The following is a 20,967-nucleotide window of genomic DNA, read 5'->3' on the forward strand; positions in this document are numbered from 1 at the left end:
CATGAAATTAAATCAATTAACGCTTTTTTTATTTGTCGCAACATTTTGTCTGAATGTAAATGCACAAGATTTTAAACTGGGTAAAGTTTCTGTTGCCGAACTTCAAGAAAAATCCCATGCAAAAGATCCTGCGGCAGTAGCAGCCATATTATTCAAAAAAGGCGAGGTTCGATTTGAATATGTGGAAGATAAAGGGTTTGAAATTATTACCGTAGTGCAAACCCGTATCAAAATTTATAAAAAAGAAGGTTATGATTGGGCAAACCAAGCGGTACGTTATTACTTAGCAAATAATGGCGAAGAAAAAATTTATTTTAAAGATGCAGCAACCTATAATTTAGTAGGAGATAAAATAGAAAAAACCAAGTTAAAAAACGACGGTGAATTTGATGAACAAATTAATAAATATTGGGGGCGTAAGAAGATAACAATGCCTAATGTAAAAGAAGGTTCGGTTATAGAGTTCGAATATATCATTAAGTCACCACGGTTTAGCGAACTAATCGATTGGAGCTTTCAAAGTAGCATTCCAGTAAATTATTCGGAATTCAGAACTTATATCCCAGAGTATTTTGTTTATACCCCGAATCAGAAAGGGTATGTTTTTCCCAAGGTTTCTTCTGAAAAGAATAAGAGAACTATTGTCAGAAACAGCAAAGAAAGAGCAAGTGGTTATGTTGGTAATACTACTTTTTCTCAAGATAAGACTGATTATCAAGAAACGATGACAACCTATTTAGCGGAGAACTTGCCAGCAATGAAAGAGGAAGCTTATGTCAATAATATAGATAATTATACATCAAGTATTTCGCATGAGTTGAGTATGACTAGATTTCCTAAATCATCCATTGAGTTGTATTCTACAGATTGGCCATCGGTTACAAAAAAAATTTATGAGAATGATGACTTTGGAGCAGAGCTTAACAAAACTGGCTATTTTGATGATGATATAAATAGATTGCTTACGGGTTTGAAAACCCCATATGAAAAAATTGATGCGATTTATAATTATGTAAAGACTAATCTTAAATGGAACGATTATTACGGCTATTCCTGTAATGATGGAGTAAAAAAAGCCTATAAGGACAAGACTGGTAACATAGCTGAAATTAACCTTATGCTTACTGCGATGTTGCGTTATTCTGGATTGACTGCAAATCCAGTTTTGGTGAGTACACGATCCAATGGAATCGCATTGTTTCCTAATAGGACGGCTTTTAATTATGTAATTGCTGCAGTTGAAACTCCAAAAGGAATGATGCTATTAGATGCATCGGATAAATTTTCAACTCCAAACGTATTGCCTTTTAGAGCTCTAAACTGGATGGGAAGATTGATTAGAAAGGATGGTACATCAGATGTGGTTGATTTAATGCCTAAAGTGAATTCTAATAGTACAGTTATGATGAATTACAGTATTGATGAGAGGGGTGCAGTTACAGGAAAACTTAGGCAACAGCAAACAGATTATAATGCAATGACTTTCAGGAGAAAAGTTGATAATATTATGGAAGACAGCTACCTTGAAAAGTTAGAGAATGAAAATAGAAAAATAGAGGTGACAAGCTATTCAAGGCAAAATGAAAAGGACCTTAAATTACCAGTTATGGAAACATACTCCTTTACAGGCTCTAATCTTTGTGAAATAATTGGAGACAAAATATATATAAGTCCAATGCTGTTTTTAGCAGGGACAAAAAACCCGTTTCAGCAAGAAGTACGAGAATATCCAGTAGATTATGGATTTCCCTTCACGGAAAAAAATACTGTGAACATTCAAATTCCAGATGGATACACTATAGAGGAAGTTCCGGATCCCGCAGTTATTACAATGCAGGATGATCTGGGTAGTTTTACATTCATTACAAATGTATTAGGAAACCAGATTCAAATCTCAATAATAAACCAAATAAATACAGCAATTATCCCATCAGAATATTATTCGATGTTGAAAAACTATTATCAAGGGATGCTAGACAAGCAAAACGAAAAAATTATTTTAACCAAAGTCTAATAATAATGCTTTTTAAAAAATCACTACTTCTTTTTTTACTTCTTTTTTTGTTTTCAAAAACAAATGCGCAAGATTTTAAATTAGGGAAAGTTTCTGTTGCCGAACTTCAAGAAAAATCTCATCCTAAAGATCCTGCTGCAGTGGCAGCGATATTATATAAAAAAGGGGTGACAGGCGTTGGGTATTTTGGTAATCACAAGGGGTTTTCTTACACTGAAGTCGAGATGCGAATTAAGATTTATACAAAAGAGGGCTTCAACTGGGCTATACAAGCTGTTGATTTAAAAAAAGGAATGTCTATAGAAGAGAGTGTGGTTTTTTCAGATGCGGTTACTTACAACCTTGTAGATGGAAAAATAGAAACAACAAAATTAAGAAGTGAAGGGAAGAATAAAGAAAGCATAAATAAATACTTGGAAATTGAAAGTATAAATATGCCTGATGTAAAGGAGGGGTCAATCATAGAGTTTAAATATTTAGTAAAAACGGATGATTTGAGTTCGCTGAGAGATTTTTATTTTCAGGAAAATATTCCAGTAAACTTTGTAGAATATACTACGCATCTGCCAGAGTTTTGCTCATATGAAACCCGTCAAAAGGGATTTTTGAGTCCGAGAATTTCAGTAAGTAAAAAAACAAATTCAATTAAATGGATGGTGGAAAAAGTAACTGTAACTAATGGTAGAAAAACGTACCAGCCAATAACCGTACAGCGAAATTCACACAGTGGCAGAAGTGTTGAAAGGGAGACTTACTCAAATGGGAATACGGACTATATTGAAGTAAAAACGAATTACACTTTGGAAAATGTACCTGCTATCGTCGATGATGCTTTTACAAATAACGTCAGTAATTATGCGTCTGTTTTGGAGCAAAAATTATCCGTCATTAATTATCCAAGTGATTCCTTTAAACAATACATACCCACTTGGGAATCTGTAGTGAAAACGATCTATGAATCTGACGATTTTAAAGAGGAGCTTAATAAGACAGGGTATTTTGAGGGTGATATAAAAAGTTTACTTATCGGTTTGAATACCCCAGATGAAAAAATAGATGCAATTTATGATTATGTAAAGACAAACATAAAATGGAATGATAGTTATGGCTATTCTTGTGGTGATGGAGTAAAAAGAGCCTATAAGGACAAGACTGGAAACATAGCAGAAATTAACCTAATGCTAACGGCGATGTTGCGTTATGGTGGATTAGAGGCAAATCCAGTTTTGGTGAGCACACGATCCAATGGAATTGCGGCGTTTCCCAATAGGATGGCTTATAATTATGTGATTGCTGCAGTTGAAACTCCAAGTGGAAGAGTATTATTAGATGCATCCGATAAATTTTCAACTCCAAACGTTTTGCCTTTTAGAACTTTAAACTGGGTAGGAAGCTTGATCAGAAAAAATGGTACATCAGATGTGGTTGATTTAATGCCTAAAATGAATTCTAGCACCACAGCTATGATGAATTACACGATTGATAAGAAGGGTGCTATTTCGGGGAAACTCAGAAAACAACAGACGGATTATAATGCAATGACTTTTAGGAAAAAAGTCGATAATGTTACAGAAGAGAGCTACCTTGAAAAGTTAGAGAGTGAAAATAGAAAAATAGAGGTGACAAGCTATTCAAGGCAAAATGAAAAGGACCTCAAATTACCAGTTATGGAAACATACTCCTTTACAGGTTCTAATCTTTGTGAAATAATTGGAGACAAAATATATATAAGTCCAATGCTGTTTTTAGCAGGAGAAAAAAACCCATTTCAGCAAGAAGTACGAGAATATCCCGTGGACTATGGATTTCCCTTCACAGAAAAAAACACTATGAACATTCAAATTCCAGATGGATATGCGATAGAAAAAGTTCCGGCTCCCGCAGTTATTACAATGCAGGATGATCTGGGTAGTTTCACATTCATTACAAACGTATTAGGAAACCAGATTCAAATATCGATAATAAACCAAATAAATAAGGCAATTATCCCGTCAGAATATTATTCGATGTTGAAAAACTATTATCAAGGGATGCTAGACAAACAAAACGAAAAAATTATTTTAACCAAAGTCTAGCGTCGATGAAATTTAGCCAATTGATCCTTTTTTTATTTGTATCGCTATTTTATTTGAACACAAATGCGCAAAATTTTGAACTAGGGAAGGTCTCTGTTGAAGAATTAAAAGAAAAGGTTCATCCGAAAGATACTGCTGCCGCAGCTGCAATAATATATAAAAAAGCAAAAACCTATTTCGTTTATGAAACGGCAAAAGGTTTTTTTGTTTATCATGATTATGAAATTAGAATTAAAATATATAAAAAAGAAGGTTTGAAATGGACTGATTTTCAAGTGCGTTATCAGGGTGATGATGAAGGTTCTGAAATGGATAACGTAAAGTTTTTAAATTGTGCAACCTATAATTTAGAAAATGAGGTTGTAATAAAAACGGAACTTCAATCGGAGGGGGAGCCTAGAAGAAACATCAATAAATATTGGAATGAGGCAGTTGTTATGATGCCAAATGTAAAAGTGGGTTCCGTAATTGAAATTAAATACTCTATAAAAACTGCAGGTAAAACACGGTTTCCAATTTTTAACTTTCAGTATGAAATCCCGGTAAATTATGCAGAATATTTCACGGAAATTCCAGAAAAATATGTGTACAAAACAATAGTGACGGGTTATGGAGAAGTAGCTTCCTCTTATAAAACGGTAAATGATAAGGAGTCATACTCTTATAAGTTTAATGGTTATTCTCTTGAGAAACATGGTTATAAACAGAGTACTTATAAAGCACAAAATATAAAAGCGATACATGAAGATAAGTATGTAGATAATATTGATAATTATAAATCATCGATTCAACATGAACTCGAAGGTTATAACTCAATTGACGAGACAGTTTTAGATTATTCTATTACATGGGATGGTGTTGCTAATTATATTTTTAATCTGGGTAATTTTGGATTTGAGCTTAATAAAGATAATTATTTTGGGAGTGATTTAAAAAAGATATTGGAAAGTGTTGATTCTGAATATGAGAAACTAGCGGTTATTTTTAAATTTGTCCAAAATAAAATGAATTGGGATAAATATTTAAGTATTGTAACGGCTAAGGGAGTTAAGAAAGCGTACAATGATGAAACTGGAAATGTAGCGGAAATTAATTTCATCCTTATCGCAATGTTAAATAAGGCAGGTATTAAGGCGGATCCAGTTTTAATAAGTACAAGAGATAATGGGGTTCCAGTTTATCCGAATAGGACAGTTTTTAATGCCGTAATTGCAGCTGCAGAGATTGATGGGAAACAGATTTTACTCGATGCAACAAGTAAATTCACTTCGTTAAATATTTTGCCATTTCCCGATTTAAATTGGATAGGTCGTCTTATAAATAAAGATGGGAACTCAAAAGAAATTAATTTGGTACCAGATAAGGTTTCGAATGAAAACATCAATCTTTTACTTTCGATTAATGGTCAGGGAAAAATGGTTGGGAGTGCTAGGATTCAAAAAACAGATTACGAGGCGCTTAATTTTAGAGAGCAACAATCATCATTGCAAAGTGAAAGATATCTTGAGAAATTAGAAAGTAGTTTGGGAGGAATTCTTATTGATGATTATAAGTTAAATGACGATATTAATTTGTCGTCTTCTATAATCGAAAGTTTTAGTTTTGTGTCTAATAAACATTGTGATGTAATAGGAGGCAGAATTTACATAACTCCACTGCTGTTTTATAATGATACAAAAAATCCTTTTGTAGAGAATAAAAGACAAATGCCAATTTATTTTGGTTTTCCTAAACAAGAGAAATATAATATTAATATAGAAATCCCTCCAGGATATAAAGTAGAATCGCTACCTGAATCAGTTAAGGTTTCTACTGTCGACGGAATCGCTTCTTTTTCAATTAATATTCTGTCTGTTGGAAATAAAATACAAATTGCAGTAACAAAGGAGATCAGCAAGGCAATTGTTTCAGCTGATTATTATGATGTATTAAAAGACTTCTTTCAGCAGGTGCTTGATAAGCAAAATGAAAAAATAATTTTAATAAAAGTATAGATAGGTGAAAGATGTTAGGATAGGAATTATTTTGTTTCTTTTACTTTTTATGTCGGAGATAAGTGCCCAGAAATTCGAATTGGGAAAAGTTTCCCTAGAAGAACTTCAGGAAAAATCACATCCTATTGATTCTAGTGCGGCTGCTGCTATACTATATAAGGCAGGAAAAACAATCTTTAAATATGACTATGAAAAAGGATTCTATGCACTTCATGAATGTCAGATCAGAATTAAAATATATAAAAAAGAAGGGTTGAGTTGGGCAAATTTTGAAGTGCCGTATTATGTAGGTTATGAGAGTATGAGTGATGATGTTGTCAAGTTTTCGAACGCGGTTACTTATAACCTCGAGGGAGCTGAGATTGTTAAAACTAAATTAAATAGTGAAGGCAGCTTTAAAAAAAATGTAAATGAGTATTGGAATGAGGCTTCGATAACGATGCCAAATGTAAAAGTAGGATCAGTTATTGAATTCAAATACATTTTGAAATCAGAAAACGTAGTTACTTTTCCAGTTTTTAATATGCAATATAGTATTCCGGTTAATTACTGCGAGTATAGAACTGAAATCCCAGAATTTTATATTTATAAACCTGTAGCTACTGGATTTGTGAAAGTGAATACAGAACAAAAATATGAGTATACTTTTCAGGGTTATGATAACCAGTATCGCAATAGTAATACCATGAAATATAAACAAATAAGTTCAATACATACTGCTGAAAGCATACCTGCTCTTAAAGAAGAGGATTACATTGACAATGTAAGGAATTATACTTCTTCAATTAAGTATGAACTTGAGAGAACCCGTTTTCCAGATCAAAAAGTACAAGACTATTCGATCACTTGGGAAGGTGTTGCTAAAACAATTTTTGACAATAAAGATTTCGGTCAAGCATTAGATGCCGATATCGATCTTGTTACGGATTTGAAATTTATACTGGAAGCACAACATAAAACGGATTTGTCACAGTTAGAGAAACTGGATGTCATTTTTAAATTTGTGCAACAAAAAATGAATTGGAATAATCACTATGGTTATTACGTTGATAAAGGAATTAAAAAAGCATATGTTGAAAAAACAGGAAATACAGCCGAGATTAATTTTATCTTAATCAGGATGCTTAAATTAGCGGGAATTAGTGTTAATCCAGTTTTGTTAAGTACTATAGAACATGGGGTTCCTGTTTTCCCTAATCGAACAATTTTTAATTATGTAATTGCAGGAGTGGAAATTGATGGCAAACAAATACTTTTGGATGCTACAAATAAACAGACGATACCTAATGTGATACCTCTTAATGCTTTAAATAGGTTTGGGAGATTAATAAGAAAAGATGGTACTTCAGAGGAAGTCAATCTTATGCCAAAAACGACCTTAAATGAAAATACTGTTTTATATGTATCGGTTGATGAGCATGGGAAAATAGCTGGGAAATGTCGCATTCAAAAAAACGATTATCCCGCATTTAGTTTTAGAGAAAATAACAAAGGATTTAATAGGGAAAGTTATCTCGAAAAATTAGAAAACAGTTTAAACGGAATACAGATTAGTGATTATAAAATCGAAAATATAGCTAATTTAGATAAACCCATTATTGAATCTTTCACATTTGTAACAGGAAATCATTGTGAGATAATAGGTGGAAAAATGTTTATTAATCCCAAATTGTTTTTTACTAATAGTAGAAATCCCTTTGTGAAGGAAGAAAGACAAATGCCTATTTATTTTGGTTACCCCAAACAGAAAAAATATCAGATTACTATAAATATTCCTGAAGGTTATTTGGTCGAATCTGTTCCTAAGCCGATTAAAGTTGCAACTGTAGAAAATGTAGGTGTATTTATTTTTAATATTCTGCCTGAGGGAAAGAGAATACAGATTTCTTTGACGGAAGAAATAAATGCACCACTTGTTTCTTCAGATTTTTATGAGGTTTTAAAGGACTTCTTTCAACAAATGATTGATAAGCAAAATGAAAAAATAGTTTTAATAAAAGTATAATAGCCCTTTCGGGATTAATAAACATAACAAGATGAACTTAAAAGATTCCCAACTAGATGTAGACAATTGGATTAAAGAGCACGGCGTTCGGTACTTCAACGAATTGACCAATATGGCACAGCTTACCGAAGAAGTAGGTGAAGTAGCACGCATTATTGCCCGTCGTTACGGTGAACAATCAGAGAAAGAAAGTGATAAAAACAAAGATCTTGGCGAAGAACTAGCCGATGTTGTTTTTGTGGTTTTATGTCTCGCAAATCAAACTGGAATCGATTTACAAGCCGCTTTCGATAAAAAAATGGATTTTAAATCGGTACGAGATAAGGATCGTCACAAAAACAATGAAAAGCTGAAATAATTTGTGATTTATAAATTATGAATTATAATGGAGGAGTAGTAAATTGCGCCCAGAAGTTTTGAGTTAAAGCTAAGACTATAACTCATAACACATAACCCATAATTGAAAAGATGAATTTATTATTACAAACTACCCATTCCAACTTACAAGCGCAAATTGCAGTTACTGGATCAAAAAGTGAAACCAATAGACTTTTGTTGTTAAAAGCACTTTTTCCTGCTATAACATTAGCAAACACATCCAACTCTGACGATAGTGAGGTGATGGAAAAAGCACTTATAGGAAAGGAGGAAATTGTAGATATTCATCATGCGGGAACGGCAATGCGCTTTCTTACTGCTTTTTTTGCAGTAAACGAAGGTCGTGAAGTGGTCTTGACTGGTTCACAACGCATGAAAGAACGTCCTATAAAAGTTTTAGTTGAAGCATTAGAACAATTGGGAGCGGTAATCTCTTATGAGAAAGAAGTGGGGTATCCGCCTATTCGAATCAAAGGACAAAAAATAACTAGCTCTAAGGTAAATATCCCTGCAAATGTAAGCAGTCAATATATTTCTGCTTTAATGTTAGTAGCGCCTAAATTAGAAAATGGAATCGAAATAAATTTGGTTGGAGAAATTACCTCTGTGCCTTACATCAAGATGACTTTGGCTCTGCTAAATGATCTAGATATTAAAACAAGTTTTGAAGGAAATGTGATCAAAGTATTTCCAAAGGCAACTGTTGAACCCAAAGAAATGACAGTAGAATCCGATTGGAGTTCGGCATCTTACTTTTTTAGTTTAGTGGCTTTGTCAGAAACGGCCTCAATCACTTTGAGTAGTTATAAAGAAACAAGTTTGCAAGGAGATTCCGCTTTGGTGGAAATCTACAAACAGATGGGTGTTGATTCTCGATTCGAAAATAACTCGTTAACACTTACAAAGGATATTAACTTTAAACCTGAAACTTTAAACCTTGAGTTAAACAACACTCCAGATATCGCACAAACTATAGTTGTCACCTGTCTTGGTTTAGGAATTGGGTGCCACCTTACTGGACTTCATACTTTAAAAATTAAAGAAACTGATCGACTAGAAGCACTTAGAATTGAGCTTACAAAACTGGGCGCAAATATTTCTGTAACAAACGATAGTTTAACGCTTATTGCTTCAAATACTATCAATCCTAATATTAAAATTGCAACCTATAACGACCATAGAATGGCAATGGCATTTGCTCCTTTGGCATTAAAAGTGCCAATAATAATTGAAAATGGTGAAGTTGTTTCTAAATCATACCCTGATTTCTGGGAAGATTTGAAAAGTTTAGGTTTTAATATCGCTGAACTTACGGCGTAATTATCAATGTTTACGGGGGTAAACACTTGTCGCTTTGTTACTTTGCAATTTTGTATCTAAATTAAATAGCAAAACACTTGACAACGCCTATCTCACAGTCGTATATTTGCATTCTTAAATAAGTTTTACTATAGGGCTAAATAAGTAGGTCTTATACTAGAAACTTTTAAACAAAAATATAAAGATGAAATTATCACATTTTCAATTTGATTTACCTAAAGAATTGCTTGCAGAATTTCCGTCTGAACACAGAGATGAAGCTCGCTTAATGGTTATTGATCGTAAGAAACAAACTATCGAACATAAAACGTTCAAAGACGTTATCGATTATTTTGACGATGGCGATGTTTTAATTTTGAATAATACTAAAGTTTTTCCAGCACGTTTATACGGAAACAAAGAAAAAACGGGTGCGAGAATCGAAGTTTTCTTACTTAGAGAACTAAATGCTGAACAACGCCTTTGGGATGTTTTAGTAGATCCAGCTCGTAAAATCAGAATCGGAAATAAATTGTATTTCGGAGATGATGATTCATTAGTAGCTGAGGTTATTGATAATACTACTTCTCGTGGAAGAACATTGCGTTTCCTTTACGATGGTTCTTATGAAGAATTCAGAAAAAAATTGACAGAACTTGGAGAAACTCCAATTCCAAAATACATAAGTAGAGATGTTACTCCAGAAGATGCGGAGCGTTACCAAACAATTTATGCTAAAGAAGAAGGAGCTGTAGCGGCACCTACTGCAGGATTGCACTTCTCTAAACATTTATTGAAAAAACTAGAAATCAAAGGAATTAAATTTGCTGAGGTGACACTTCACGTAGGTTTGGGAACATTCAATCCTGTTGAGGTTGAAGATTTGTCAAAACATAAAATGGATTCTGAGGAATTAAAAATTACTCAAGCAGCCTGTGATATTGTCAATGACGCAAAAGTAAAGAAAAAACGTATTTGTACCGTAGGAACTACTTCTATGCGTGCTGTAGAAAGTTCGGTTTCTTCACATGGAACATTAAATCCTTTTGATGGTTGGACAAACAAATTTGTTTTCCCTCCTCATGAATTTACAATTCCTACCTGTATGATTACAAACTTTCATACTCCAAAATCTACTTTATTAATGATGGTTTCTGCATTTTGCGGACATGATTTAATGAAAAGAGCCTATGAAGAAGCAATAAAAGAAGAGTATAAATTTTATTCTTATGGTGATGCCATGTTGATCATCTAATAAAAATAAAAGGTTAATTCACAAATCTCGTCAGTAATGGCGAGATTTTTTTTTGGGTGTGCCCCAAAAGGGTCGGGCTATTTGTTACAATCTTTTTATAATTCCGCTAGCGCTTCATTATAAAAAAGGATTTCCACTTCACACGAGCGATAGCGAACTGACGAAGCAATCCCTCACGGGACTCTCAGTGTAAAATAATATTTTTTTTGAAAAATCTAATCCACCTGATACACTAATTTTATTGTAATGGTGGCTGTTTTGTTTTTAGAATTGGTATTAAATGAACCGCCATAAGAATAATCTTCAGAGGAGTTTTGAGCTATAATTTGGAAAACCCCCATATCTGATTTTTTTAAATTACCCAAAGTAGCATCAGCATTCTCAGCAATGCTTTTGGCTCTTGAACTGGCATCTTTTGTGGCTTCGGCAATCATTTTGATTTTTAATTCGGCTAGTTTTGTGTAGTAATATTCAGGAGCATTAGAGTAAAACTCAACTCCTGTGTTAATTAATTCGCTGGATTGTCTCGAGATGTCTTCAATTTTATTTACGTCCTTAGACTGAATACTGACATTTTGGTTTAAGGTAAAACCAGTAAATAAAGTTTGTCTAACGGTTCCGTTTGCATTATAACTGGTCTCGTAGTCTTTATTGAAACTAATAGCTGAGAAAATAATATCAGCAGTAGGGATTCCTTTGCTCAATAAATAATTTTTAATTTTTTCTCGGTCAGCATCTAAAGATGCGTAGGCCTCTTTCAAGGTGCTGCTTTTTTTAGAAAAAGATCCTTTCCAAACAATTAGATCCGATACGAAATCTGTTTTCCCTAATCCGGTTACACTTATGGTGTCACTGCTTTTATTTCTGTTCTGGAACGCGTTTGAAAACAAAAAAGCAGAGATGACTACGGCTATCGCAAGAATAATTACGTTTAGGCTATTTTTAAGCATGTGACTTGAATTTATATACAAGTAAATGTACTTAAAATTTAGGGGTTAAATGATTTGCCTTAACGGAATCTTCCAATTGGCATTTAACTTTATTTAACTTGTTAAATAAAGCATTGGCACTTTGCGCAGCAATAAATATTAGTTATTTTTACAAAACTAAATTATATCCATGACTTTCGAAAATACTAAGGAATTTGCAAAACAACTTGATTCACAAGACAAATTAAATAAATACAGAGATGAATTCATTTTTCCAAAAGTGAATGATAAAAAAGTAATTTATTTTACCGGAAATTCATTGGGCTTACAGCCCAAAAGAACAAAAGCCTATGTCGATGAAGTAATGGATGATTGGGCAAATCTAGCGGTTGAAGGACATTTTTATGCCGAAAAACCTTGGTGGGATTATCACGAGCGTTTTGCTGCGCCATTAGCTAAAATTGTAGGTGCACTTCCGTCAGAAGTTACCGTGATGAATACATTAACCGTCAATCTTCATTTATTGATGGTATCCTTTTACAGACCTACAAAAAAGAGATACAAGATTATTTGTGAGGAGAAAGCATTTCCTTCAGATCAATATATGTTTCAAAGTCAGGTGGATTTCCACGGATACAAAACAGAAGATGCTATTGTAGAGATTAAGCGACGCGATGGAGAGCATAACATCCGTTTAGAAGATGTCTTGGCTAAAATTAAAGAAGTTGGTGATGAACTGGCTTTGGTTTTAATTGGCGGAGTGAATTATTATACGGGTCAGGTTTTTGACATGAAAACTATAACTGCTGCAGGACATGAAGCTGGTGCAGTAGTTGGTTGGGATCTTGCACATGCCGCTGGAAACATAAAATTAGAATTACACGATTGGGATGTTGATTTTGCTGCCTGGTGTAGTTATAAATATATGAATTCAGGACCAGGAAATGCTTCGGGATGTTTTGTACATGAAAAACACCACAATAATCCAGATTTACCGCGATTTGCTGGGTGGTGGGGACACAACAAAGAACGCCGTTTCAAGATGGAACCTACGTTTGATCCTGTTCAAGGAGCAGACGGTTGGCAAATAAGTAATTTGCCAGTACTTTCTTTGGCGCCTTATTTAGCTTCGGTTGAAATGTTTGATGAAATAGGCATGGACGCGATAATTGAAAAAAGAGATAAAATAACGTCCTATTTAGAATTTGTTCTTCAGGAAATCGACAAGGAAGTTGACAGTAGTTTTGAAATAATTACACCAACGAATCTTGCTGAAAGAGGATGTCAGCTATCGGTTTTACTTCACGGAGAAGGACGTAGTTTGTTTGATTATTTGATGAAAAATGGAGTGATTACAGATTGGCGTGAACCTAATGTAATTCGGTTTGCACCAGTTCCATTGTATTGTTCTTTTGAAGATATGTATGATTTTGGACAAATATTAAAAAAAGGAATTCGAGAAGTACACTGATAGAATTAAAAACCCATTGACAAGTTAAATATTTTATTCGTCAATGGGTTTTGTTGTTGTCTCGTCCTATGACATTTATAAATAAATTCAAAGGGACTAAACACGGTGAGTTTTTATTTAAAAAATGATTTTGTTGGAGTGTCTTTTCTAGCATATTCAAAACGGTCAATTAACTTGGGTAAGCAATAACCATCAAGGCCATTTAATGCGACTACATTTCCTTTTTCTATTTGTAGCCAACCATCTTCATGTCTTAGGTTTTCGTCAAAAAACAGCTGTTCGATAGAGGCAATAATATGAATGGTGTCATTTTCTTTAATGTAATATTCATTTACATATTTACAATATAATTGCACCGGACTACCTTTTGTAAAAGGAACACCAATACCTTCTTTCCACTCTTCTTCAAGATTTGTTTTGTTAAATTCAGATACTCCACTTTCATAATTAGCTGATGTATGATGTGCATCAACAATCATAGCCTCTGTAACGTGATTTACAGTAAAATGCCCTGTGTCTTTTATGTTTTTGTAAGTGTCGCGCGGAACCGTTGTGGGGCGCACAATAAAACCTATCAATGCAGGATTGCTTCCTAAATGGGTTATGCTGCTAAAAATCGCAACGTTACTTTCTCCAACTAATGATTTTGTAGCAATTAAATTTGCTGATTTGTAACCCGTGCAAGAATTAATTAAATTTAATCGTTCCACTTTTTCGAGTTTAGAAAGATCATCTTGAGAAATTGCAGTCATAATGGTTTATTTGAATATTTTGTTTAACAAAAATACAATATTAATAAACAATATTGTTATCCTTATTAGGATTTGATTGATGATAGGATGTCAATTGTCTGTTTTACTTCAGTACGAAGGGTATAGTTTGTTTGAGTAATTAATGAAGAGCCTTAGAATCTCATGTTCGTTTGAATTGTTCTTTTGAAGGTGGTTAGATTCTAAAAAGTGTTGTTTTGAAATAAATTAGGGTATTATGGAGATTTAAAATTACATCCTTTAATTGATTTAGATAATCGCATCTTTACTGTGAATTATATAATAAATACTTGAAATTATATAAGTTGGATGGGGGCTTTTGGCAGTTTCTTTGTAAATTATTAATTCTGAATTCTAAAATTATGAAAGCATTATATTTTATAGCACTGTCTCTGTTAATTGTTTCTTGTAAAAATCAAGGGAAAATGGATTTAGAGGCTGCCAAGAAAGCGACTGTTGACTCTATGGAAGTTGCAATTGAAAAACAAAGAGTGATTGACTCCATGCAGGTGGAAATGACAAAAGTTGAAATGCAAAAAGAAACTATTATAGTTAATCAGCCAGGAAATAACACAACGACTACTACGACAACCACTACAGAAAAGAAAGGTTGGAGCAGTACAGCGAAAGGAGCTGTAATTGGTGCAGGAGTTGGTGCGGCTACTGGTGCGATTATAAGTAAGAAAAAAGTGCAGGGAGCGATAATAGGTGGTGTTGCTGGAGCTGGAGTTGGAGCAGGAACTGGTGCTATTATTGACGGAAGCAAAAAATAAAAAAACGTAGTTGATTGAAAAAAGAGTGTTTGGATTCCAATTTGGAATTTAAACACTCTTTTTGATTTTAAACATTTGCAGATTTCTGGTTTAACGCATAAGAATGAAAAGCAATTCGCTCAAATACATGTGAAATTATTTATATTTGTTAATCACAAATTATAAAAATGAAAATAGTCAAAAAAAGCCTCTTAGTTTTAGTTTCAATAATTGCGATTCTAATTGTTGGATTGGTGTTTTACGGTTTTTATCTAAAGCCTAAATATGAAGGTAAAGTGGAGCTGAAAAGTATTCACGATGAAACAACAGTATATTTTGATGGTTTTGGTGTACCTCATATCTATGCCAATAATGCTATAGATGCAATGACTGCTTTGGGTTATGTTCACGCGCAAGATCGTTTGTGGCAAATGGAATTAATGCGACGTATTGCACCGGGACGATTGTCTGAAATTTTCGGAAGAGTGGCTTTAAAGAATGATATGTTTTTTGCTGGTCTTGGAATTGAAGAAGCTTCAGAAAAAGCGATTGCTGGTTTAGATATAAATAGTGAAAGTTATAAATTGACAGAAGCTTATCTGGATGGAATCAATCAATATATGGATGAGGGGGTGACTCCAATCGAGTTTCAGTTGGTTGGCGTGAAGAAAGATAAATTCACGATAAAAGATGTGTATAATATCTTCGGTTATATGTCCTTTAGTTTCGCCATGGCACAAAAAACGGATCCGTTGTTGACTGATATTCGTAATAAATATGGAATGGACTACCTAAAGGACTTTGGTCTTGACGGGGAATTTAATACTACTATAATTAAAAACGCAAAAGAAAAGCCACAAGAGTTTTTAGCTATTTCAAAATCAGTAGCGGCATTATTGGATAATTTGCCTATTCCTCCTTTTGTGGGAAGCAATAGCTGGGTTATCGCACCAAAGAAAACTAAAAATGGAAAAGTAATTTTTGCAAATGACCCGCATATTGGATTTTCGCAACCGGGAACATGGTACGAAGCCCATATCGTAACTCCTGAATTCGAATTATATGGTTGTTATCTGGCAGGAACACCTTTCCCCTTGTTAGGACACAATAGGGATTACGCTTATGGTTTGACTATGTTTGAAAATGATGATATTGATTTATACCAAGAAGAGAATAGTCCTGGTAATGCCAATAAATATAAAACGCCAGCAGGTTTTAGTAATTATCTAATTAGAAAGAATGTTATAAAAGTAAAGGATAGTGCTGATGTAGTACTGAACGTAAAAGTGAGTCGACACGGTCCTATCATGAATAATTTAATAGTTGGTTTAGATAATAAGAAACCGGTGGCCATGTCTTGGATTTACACACAACAACCCATTCATATTCTGGATGCGGTTTATGCTCTTTCTCATGCTGAAAGTAAAGCTGATTTTCAAAGAGGGGTAGCTCTTATTTCGGCTCCAGGATTAAATGTGATGTATGGAGACGCTAAAGGAAATGTAGCCTGGTGGGCAACAGGTAAATTATACAGACACAATGAAGGAGTAGACACGAATTTCATCTTGGATGGTTCCTCTGGAAAAGATGATATTACGGAATATTTGGATTTCTCCCAGAATCCTTCGGCAGTAAATCCAGAATGGAACTACGTGTATTCAGCAAACAATCAGCCTGAAGCAATTGATGGTTTTGTATATCCTGGTTATTATCTACCAGAAGACAGAGCGAAAAGAATTACCCAGTTATTAGAGCCAAAGTCAAACTGGGATAAAGAATCTGTAGGTAAGATGATTACGGATAATACATCATCAGTAGCACCGGATGTGGTTAAGAATTTAATTTCCAATTTAGATGCGAATTCACTTTCAAAGAATGAAAAAGAAGCAGTTGCTATTTTGAAATCGTGGAAAGGAACAAATAATACAGAGGATGTGGCGCCTACAATTTACAATAAGTTGATTTATATGTATCTAAAAAATACTTTTAAAGACGAGTTAGGAGAGGACGGATTCAAGCAGTTTTTAGCTACGCATATCATGAAGCAGCTAATTGCCAAACAAATCACAAATGAAAAATCACTGTGGTGGGACAATATAGAAACTAAAAACAGAAAAGAATCCAGAAGTGAGATTCTTTCGAAATCTTTTAAAGAAGCAATTACTGCATTAGAAATACAATTAGGAAAATCAGTTCCCGCTTGGACTTGGAGTAGGGTACATGTCGTGGAGTATGAGCATCCTTTAGGAAAGGTGGCTATGTTTAGGAAAATATTTAATGTAGGACCTTTTGAAGTTTTAGGTTCTAATGAGGTAATTAACAATCAAATGTTTGATTATACAAATGAAGCAAAATATGTCGTAAAAGGAGGCCCGTCCTCTCGAAGAGTGATTGATTTTTCCGATATTGAAAATAGCTGGAATGTACTGCCTACTGGACAATCCGGAAATCCATTAAGTCCGCATTATAATGATCAGGCAGAAATATACAACGCAGGAAATTTTAGAAAAATGATGCTCAATAAGGAAGAGATTGTTAAAACTTCAACAAAATTGGTTTTTATCCCTGGTAAAAACTAAAGGTTTTTAAAGTCCTTAAAATAATAAATCAGTAATTTTGCTTAACTTTTATAGAAAATAATGCAAACTCCAAAAAAGATAGCAGTAGTAGGTTCCGGTTTAGTCGGGTCTTTATTAGCTATTTACTTACGCAGAGCAGGACATACCGTTCATATATACGATAGAAGTCCTGATATTAGACAAATTCAGTTCTCAGGACGTTCTATTAATTTAGCAATGTCAACTAGGGGCTGGAAAGCACTAGATGGCGTTGGCGTAGGGGATTCGGTTCGTGAAATCGCAATACCCATGGACAAACGCGCCATTCACTTGGTTGACAAACTTAATTTTCAAAATTATGGTCAAGAAGGAGAGAGTATTTACTCTATTTCCAGAGGGGATTTGAATAGAAGAATGATTGATTTAGCTGAACAAGCTGGTGCAGAATTTTTCTTCGAACAGAAAATTTGGGACGTTACCTTATCTGAAGCTACTCTACACATTGGAGAAACGGAAAGAGGAGCTTGGAAAGAAAAGAAATACGATATGGTTTTTGGTGCAGATGGTGCTTTTTCGAGAATTCGACACCGCATGCAACGCCAGAGTATGTTTAACTATTCGCAGGAGTTTTTAAATATTGGATACAAAGAATTAAATATCCCTGCAAATCCTGATGGTTCTCATAAGTTGGATAAAAATTCATTTCACATTTGGCCTCGAGGGGAATATATGTTGATTGCACTATCCAATTTAGACGGTAGTTTTACCTGTACTTTGTTTATGCCTTTTGAGGGAGAGAATTCTTTTGCATTGCTCGAAAATAGAAAAGATGTAGAGTTGTTTTTTGAAAAAAACTTTCCTGATTCGATTGATGTAATTCCAAAATTAGCCGAAGATTTTTTTAAAAATCCAACAAGTACATTAGTAACTATGAAATGTTACCCTTGGACTTATAAAGATAAAATTGCCTTGATAGGGGATGCTTGTCACGCTATCGTGCCTTTTTATGGACAAGGTATGAACGCCGGATTTGAGGACATTTCGATTCTAAGTGAAATGATGGAGGAATACGGGGATGATTGGGAAATGATTTTTTCAGAATACGAGAAATCACGTAAGCCCAACGCTGATGCTATTGCAGAACTTTCATACCGTAATTTTATGGAAATGAGTTCTAAAACAGCAGATGATAAATTCCTACTGCAGAAGAAGATTGAAAAATGGTTTTCAGATAAACACCCTGATAAGTGGATTCCACTTTATAGCAGGGTCACATTTAGTGATCGTCCTTATACTGAAGCCTTAGCAATAGGAGATGATCAAAATGCAATTATGGAAGAAGTTTTAAAAACGGAAAACATAGAGGCTGTTTGGGAAAGCAAAGAGATTGAAAATAAGATTTTAACCCTTTTACATGAAAAAGAAACAGTCAAGAACTAAAGTTTGAATCTTGACTGTTGTATTTACTATTTGAGATGTACTTTGCGAAAGTCTCATTTGAAGGCACCGTAACAATTTACGGATATAAGGTTATTGTACTAGTAATTGTTCGGGATTGATAATTTTAATCACACCGTGGCACTAGTCATTAGCTTCTCCAATTATTCGGATTTAGGCAATTCCTTATTATTCTTCATTACAACAAAGAACAAAATCGTAATTAAAATAGCAATCACAATTCCAATAATATCCGAGGTCACTATGTCCAATCCAAAACCTATGGTGGGATCATAGAAAAGGAAAGACCCGAGAACAGATGTTATGAAAAATGCAGGTACTAGCGCAATAATATAAAGGGTTTTTCTTTGGTATAAATAAACGGTTCCAATCCATAAAGCAATTGCCGCGATACTTTGATTTGCCCAGGAAAAATATCTCCATAGAAGTTGAAAGTCTATTTTAGTTAGAACAAATGCAATAACAAAAAGTGGAATTGCAATCATAAAGCGGTTTTTAAGAGCCTTCTGATCAATTTTTAGATAATCTGCAATAATCATTCTCGCTGCTCTAAAGGAAGTGTCTCCTGATGTTATTGGTAAAACAATAACACCTAAAATAGCAATTGTTCCGCCAATCGTTCCTAAAAACACCGTTGCGATTTTATGAACCACTCCAGGAAGTCCTTCATTTGCTAGTAAAGTACTAAGTCCTTCGCCACTCATAAGACTCATTGCAGCTGCAGCCCAAACCATTGCAATGACTCCTTCAACGATCATCATTCCGTAAAATATTTTTCGCCCATCTTTCTCATTTCTAATAGTTCTGGCAATTATTGGAGATTGGGTTGCGTGAAATCCAGATAAAGCACCACAAGATATCGTTAAAAATATTACAGGGTAATACGGAATGTCTTTAGGGTGCATGTTGGTCAGCGTTAATTCTGGAATTGGATTTCCATACATAAACATCCCTATTGCAACACCTACGGCACTCAATAATAATAGAAGACCAAGAATAGGGTATATTTTTCCAATGATTTTATCGATAGGCAATATTGTAGCGATGATATAATATGCGAAAATTGCAATTACAATTAAGGTGAACATATTTAAATCTTTGCCTATTAGGTCATCTATCATACTTGCTGGTGCAGAAATAAAAACAGTTCCTACTAAAAGTAGTAGAAGGACGGTGAAGAAATTAACGACGTGACTAAAGTATTTACCTAAAAATAATGAAGCTAATGCAGGCAAATGAGCGCCACCATATCTCATAGAGATCATTCCCGTCAAATAATCGTGAACTGCGCCCGCAAAAATGGCGCCAACTACTATCCAAAGAAAAGCTACTGGCCCGTATAGAGCTCCTAGTATTGGACCGAAAATGGGTCCTACTCCTGCTATATTTAAAACCTGAATCAAGGAGTTTTTATTGCTGTCCATGGGAACAAAATCTACTCCATCTGCGTGAGTGTAGGCAGGGGTAGCTCTGTTAGCATCCGGTTTAAATATGCTTTCGACAAATTTACCGTAAAAAACATATCCCAATACTAATAAAACTATGGCAGTAATAAATGTTATCATAATGCTGTATTCAATTAATTAAAATTCTTTAAGAGCTTGAAGTTAATATTATTAATAACATATATAGGTCTTTGATATATTTATTATTCTCGATGCACTTTAGTGAAGTCAAATGCAGGCTTGCATATCGCTATATACTCACATGGTTTGTCAAATGGATTTGAGTATTGGACTCGTGTGTTTTTCTCTATTTTTATGGATTGTCCTGCTTCCAGAACAATAGTTTCGTCGTCAATAATAAACTGTTTTTTACCTTTTATGATGTAGGTGTATTCTTCAAACTCTGGAGTCTGAAATGGCTCGCTCCATTTAGGAGGTGCGATCATATGAGCAATTGATATTTCGGGATTGTTTGTTGTTGCTAGTCCGTGGTGTTCTTCGATTAGCTTTCCGTCAGTTGTAGGAACTATAAAAGGACTGTCTTGTATGAAGTATTTTTTCATG

15 protein-coding genes are annotated in these 20,967 nt (G+C 34.1%); 11 read left to right on the plus strand and 4 right to left on the minus strand.

From position 1 onward, the window contains the following. Nucleotide 1: 1 nt before the first annotated feature. The 7 genes from AAC069_RS11700 to queA all read left to right on the plus strand — a co-directional run bounded on the left by AAC069_RS11700 (nucleotide 2) and on the right by queA (nucleotide 11,020). Nucleotides 2-2,014, plus strand: a complete 2,013-nt coding sequence (locus tag AAC069_RS11700) for a DUF3857 domain-containing protein (RefSeq protein WP_339920650.1) — start codon at nucleotides 2-4, stop codon at nucleotides 2,012-2,014. A gap of 5 nt (nucleotides 2,015-2,019) precedes the next feature. Further along, nucleotides 2,020-4,089 (plus strand): transglutaminase domain-containing protein, encoded by a 2,070-nt coding sequence (locus AAC069_RS11705; RefSeq protein WP_339920651.1) that lies wholly within the window; start codon nucleotides 2,020-2,022, stop codon nucleotides 4,087-4,089. A 5-nt stretch (nucleotides 4,090-4,094) separates the two neighbouring features. After that, nucleotides 4,095-6,083, plus strand: a complete 1,989-nt coding sequence (locus tag AAC069_RS11710) for a DUF3857 domain-containing protein (protein ID WP_339920652.1) — start codon at nucleotides 4,095-4,097, stop codon at nucleotides 6,081-6,083. A 4-nt stretch (nucleotides 6,084-6,087) separates the two neighbouring features. Next, the gene (locus AAC069_RS11715) at nucleotides 6,088-8,088 is read left to right on the plus strand and encodes a DUF3857 domain-containing protein (protein ID WP_339920653.1); all 2,001 of its coding nucleotides are present in this window, start codon (nucleotides 6,088-6,090) and stop codon (nucleotides 8,086-8,088) included. A gap of 31 nt (nucleotides 8,089-8,119) precedes the next feature. Beyond that, entirely contained in the window at nucleotides 8,120-8,446 is a 327-nt protein-coding gene (locus AAC069_RS11720) for a nucleotide pyrophosphohydrolase (RefSeq protein ID WP_016988618.1), read from the plus strand. A gap of 110 nt (nucleotides 8,447-8,556) precedes the next feature. Then, entirely contained in the window at nucleotides 8,557-9,786 is a 1,230-nt protein-coding gene (gene aroA / locus AAC069_RS11725; RefSeq protein WP_339920655.1) for a 3-phosphoshikimate 1-carboxyvinyltransferase, read from the plus strand. A gap of 184 nt (nucleotides 9,787-9,970) precedes the next feature. Then, entirely contained in the window at nucleotides 9,971-11,020 is a 1,050-nt protein-coding gene (gene queA / locus AAC069_RS11730; RefSeq protein ID WP_339920656.1) for a tRNA preQ1(34) S-adenosylmethionine ribosyltransferase-isomerase QueA, read from the plus strand. 215 nt (nucleotides 11,021-11,235) lie between these two features. On the opposite strand, the gene AAC069_RS11735 is transcribed toward queA, so the two are convergent. Further along, nucleotides 11,236-11,970, minus strand: a complete 735-nt coding sequence (locus AAC069_RS11735) for an SIMPL domain-containing protein (RefSeq protein ID WP_339920657.1) — start codon at nucleotides 11,968-11,970, stop codon at nucleotides 11,236-11,238. A gap of 169 nt (nucleotides 11,971-12,139) precedes the next feature. Between AAC069_RS11735 and kynU the strand changes: the two genes are divergently transcribed. Further along, a complete protein-coding gene (gene kynU / locus AAC069_RS11740) occupies nucleotides 12,140-13,420 on the plus strand; it encodes a kynureninase (protein WP_339920659.1) in 1,281 nt (426 codons plus the stop codon). 113 nt (nucleotides 13,421-13,533) lie between these two features. Here kynU and AAC069_RS11745 read toward each other — a convergent pair whose 3' ends face one another. Then, on the minus strand, nucleotides 13,534-14,172 hold the full coding sequence (locus AAC069_RS11745) for a flavin reductase (RefSeq protein ID WP_339920660.1): 639 nt from the start codon (nucleotides 14,170-14,172) through the stop codon (nucleotides 13,534-13,536). A 380-nt stretch (nucleotides 14,173-14,552) separates the two neighbouring features. On the opposite strand from AAC069_RS11745, the gene AAC069_RS11750 reads away from it, so the two are divergent. From AAC069_RS11750 to AAC069_RS11760, 3 genes are all read left to right on the plus strand, one after another. After that, a complete protein-coding gene (locus tag AAC069_RS11750; RefSeq protein ID WP_339920661.1) occupies nucleotides 14,553-14,963 on the plus strand; it encodes a YMGG-like glycine zipper-containing protein in 411 nt (136 codons plus the stop codon). Between the two features lie 167 nt (nucleotides 14,964-15,130). After that, nucleotides 15,131-17,521 (plus strand): penicillin acylase family protein, encoded by a 2,391-nt coding sequence (locus tag AAC069_RS11755; RefSeq protein ID WP_339920662.1) that lies wholly within the window; start codon nucleotides 15,131-15,133, stop codon nucleotides 17,519-17,521. Nucleotides 17,522-17,581: 60 nt separating this feature from the next. Continuing rightward, entirely contained in the window at nucleotides 17,582-18,940 is a 1,359-nt protein-coding gene (locus AAC069_RS11760; protein ID WP_339920663.1) for an NAD(P)/FAD-dependent oxidoreductase, read from the plus strand. 161 nt (nucleotides 18,941-19,101) lie between these two features. Here the strand turns inward: AAC069_RS11760 and AAC069_RS11765 are convergent, their stop codons facing one another. Next, nucleotides 19,102-20,523: a carbon starvation CstA family protein gene (locus AAC069_RS11765; RefSeq protein WP_339920664.1), complete on the minus strand. Its 1,422-nt coding sequence runs from the start codon at nucleotides 20,521-20,523 to the stop codon at nucleotides 19,102-19,104. An 83-nt stretch (nucleotides 20,524-20,606) separates the two neighbouring features. Then, a complete protein-coding gene (locus tag AAC069_RS11770) occupies nucleotides 20,607-20,966 on the minus strand; it encodes a cupin domain-containing protein (protein WP_339920665.1) in 360 nt (119 codons plus the stop codon). Nucleotide 20,967: the final 1 nt, after the last annotated feature.

This window comes from uncultured Flavobacterium sp. (assembly GCF_963974175.1).
In the GTDB taxonomy this organism is placed as follows: domain Bacteria; phylum Bacteroidota; class Bacteroidia; order Flavobacteriales; family Flavobacteriaceae; genus Flavobacterium.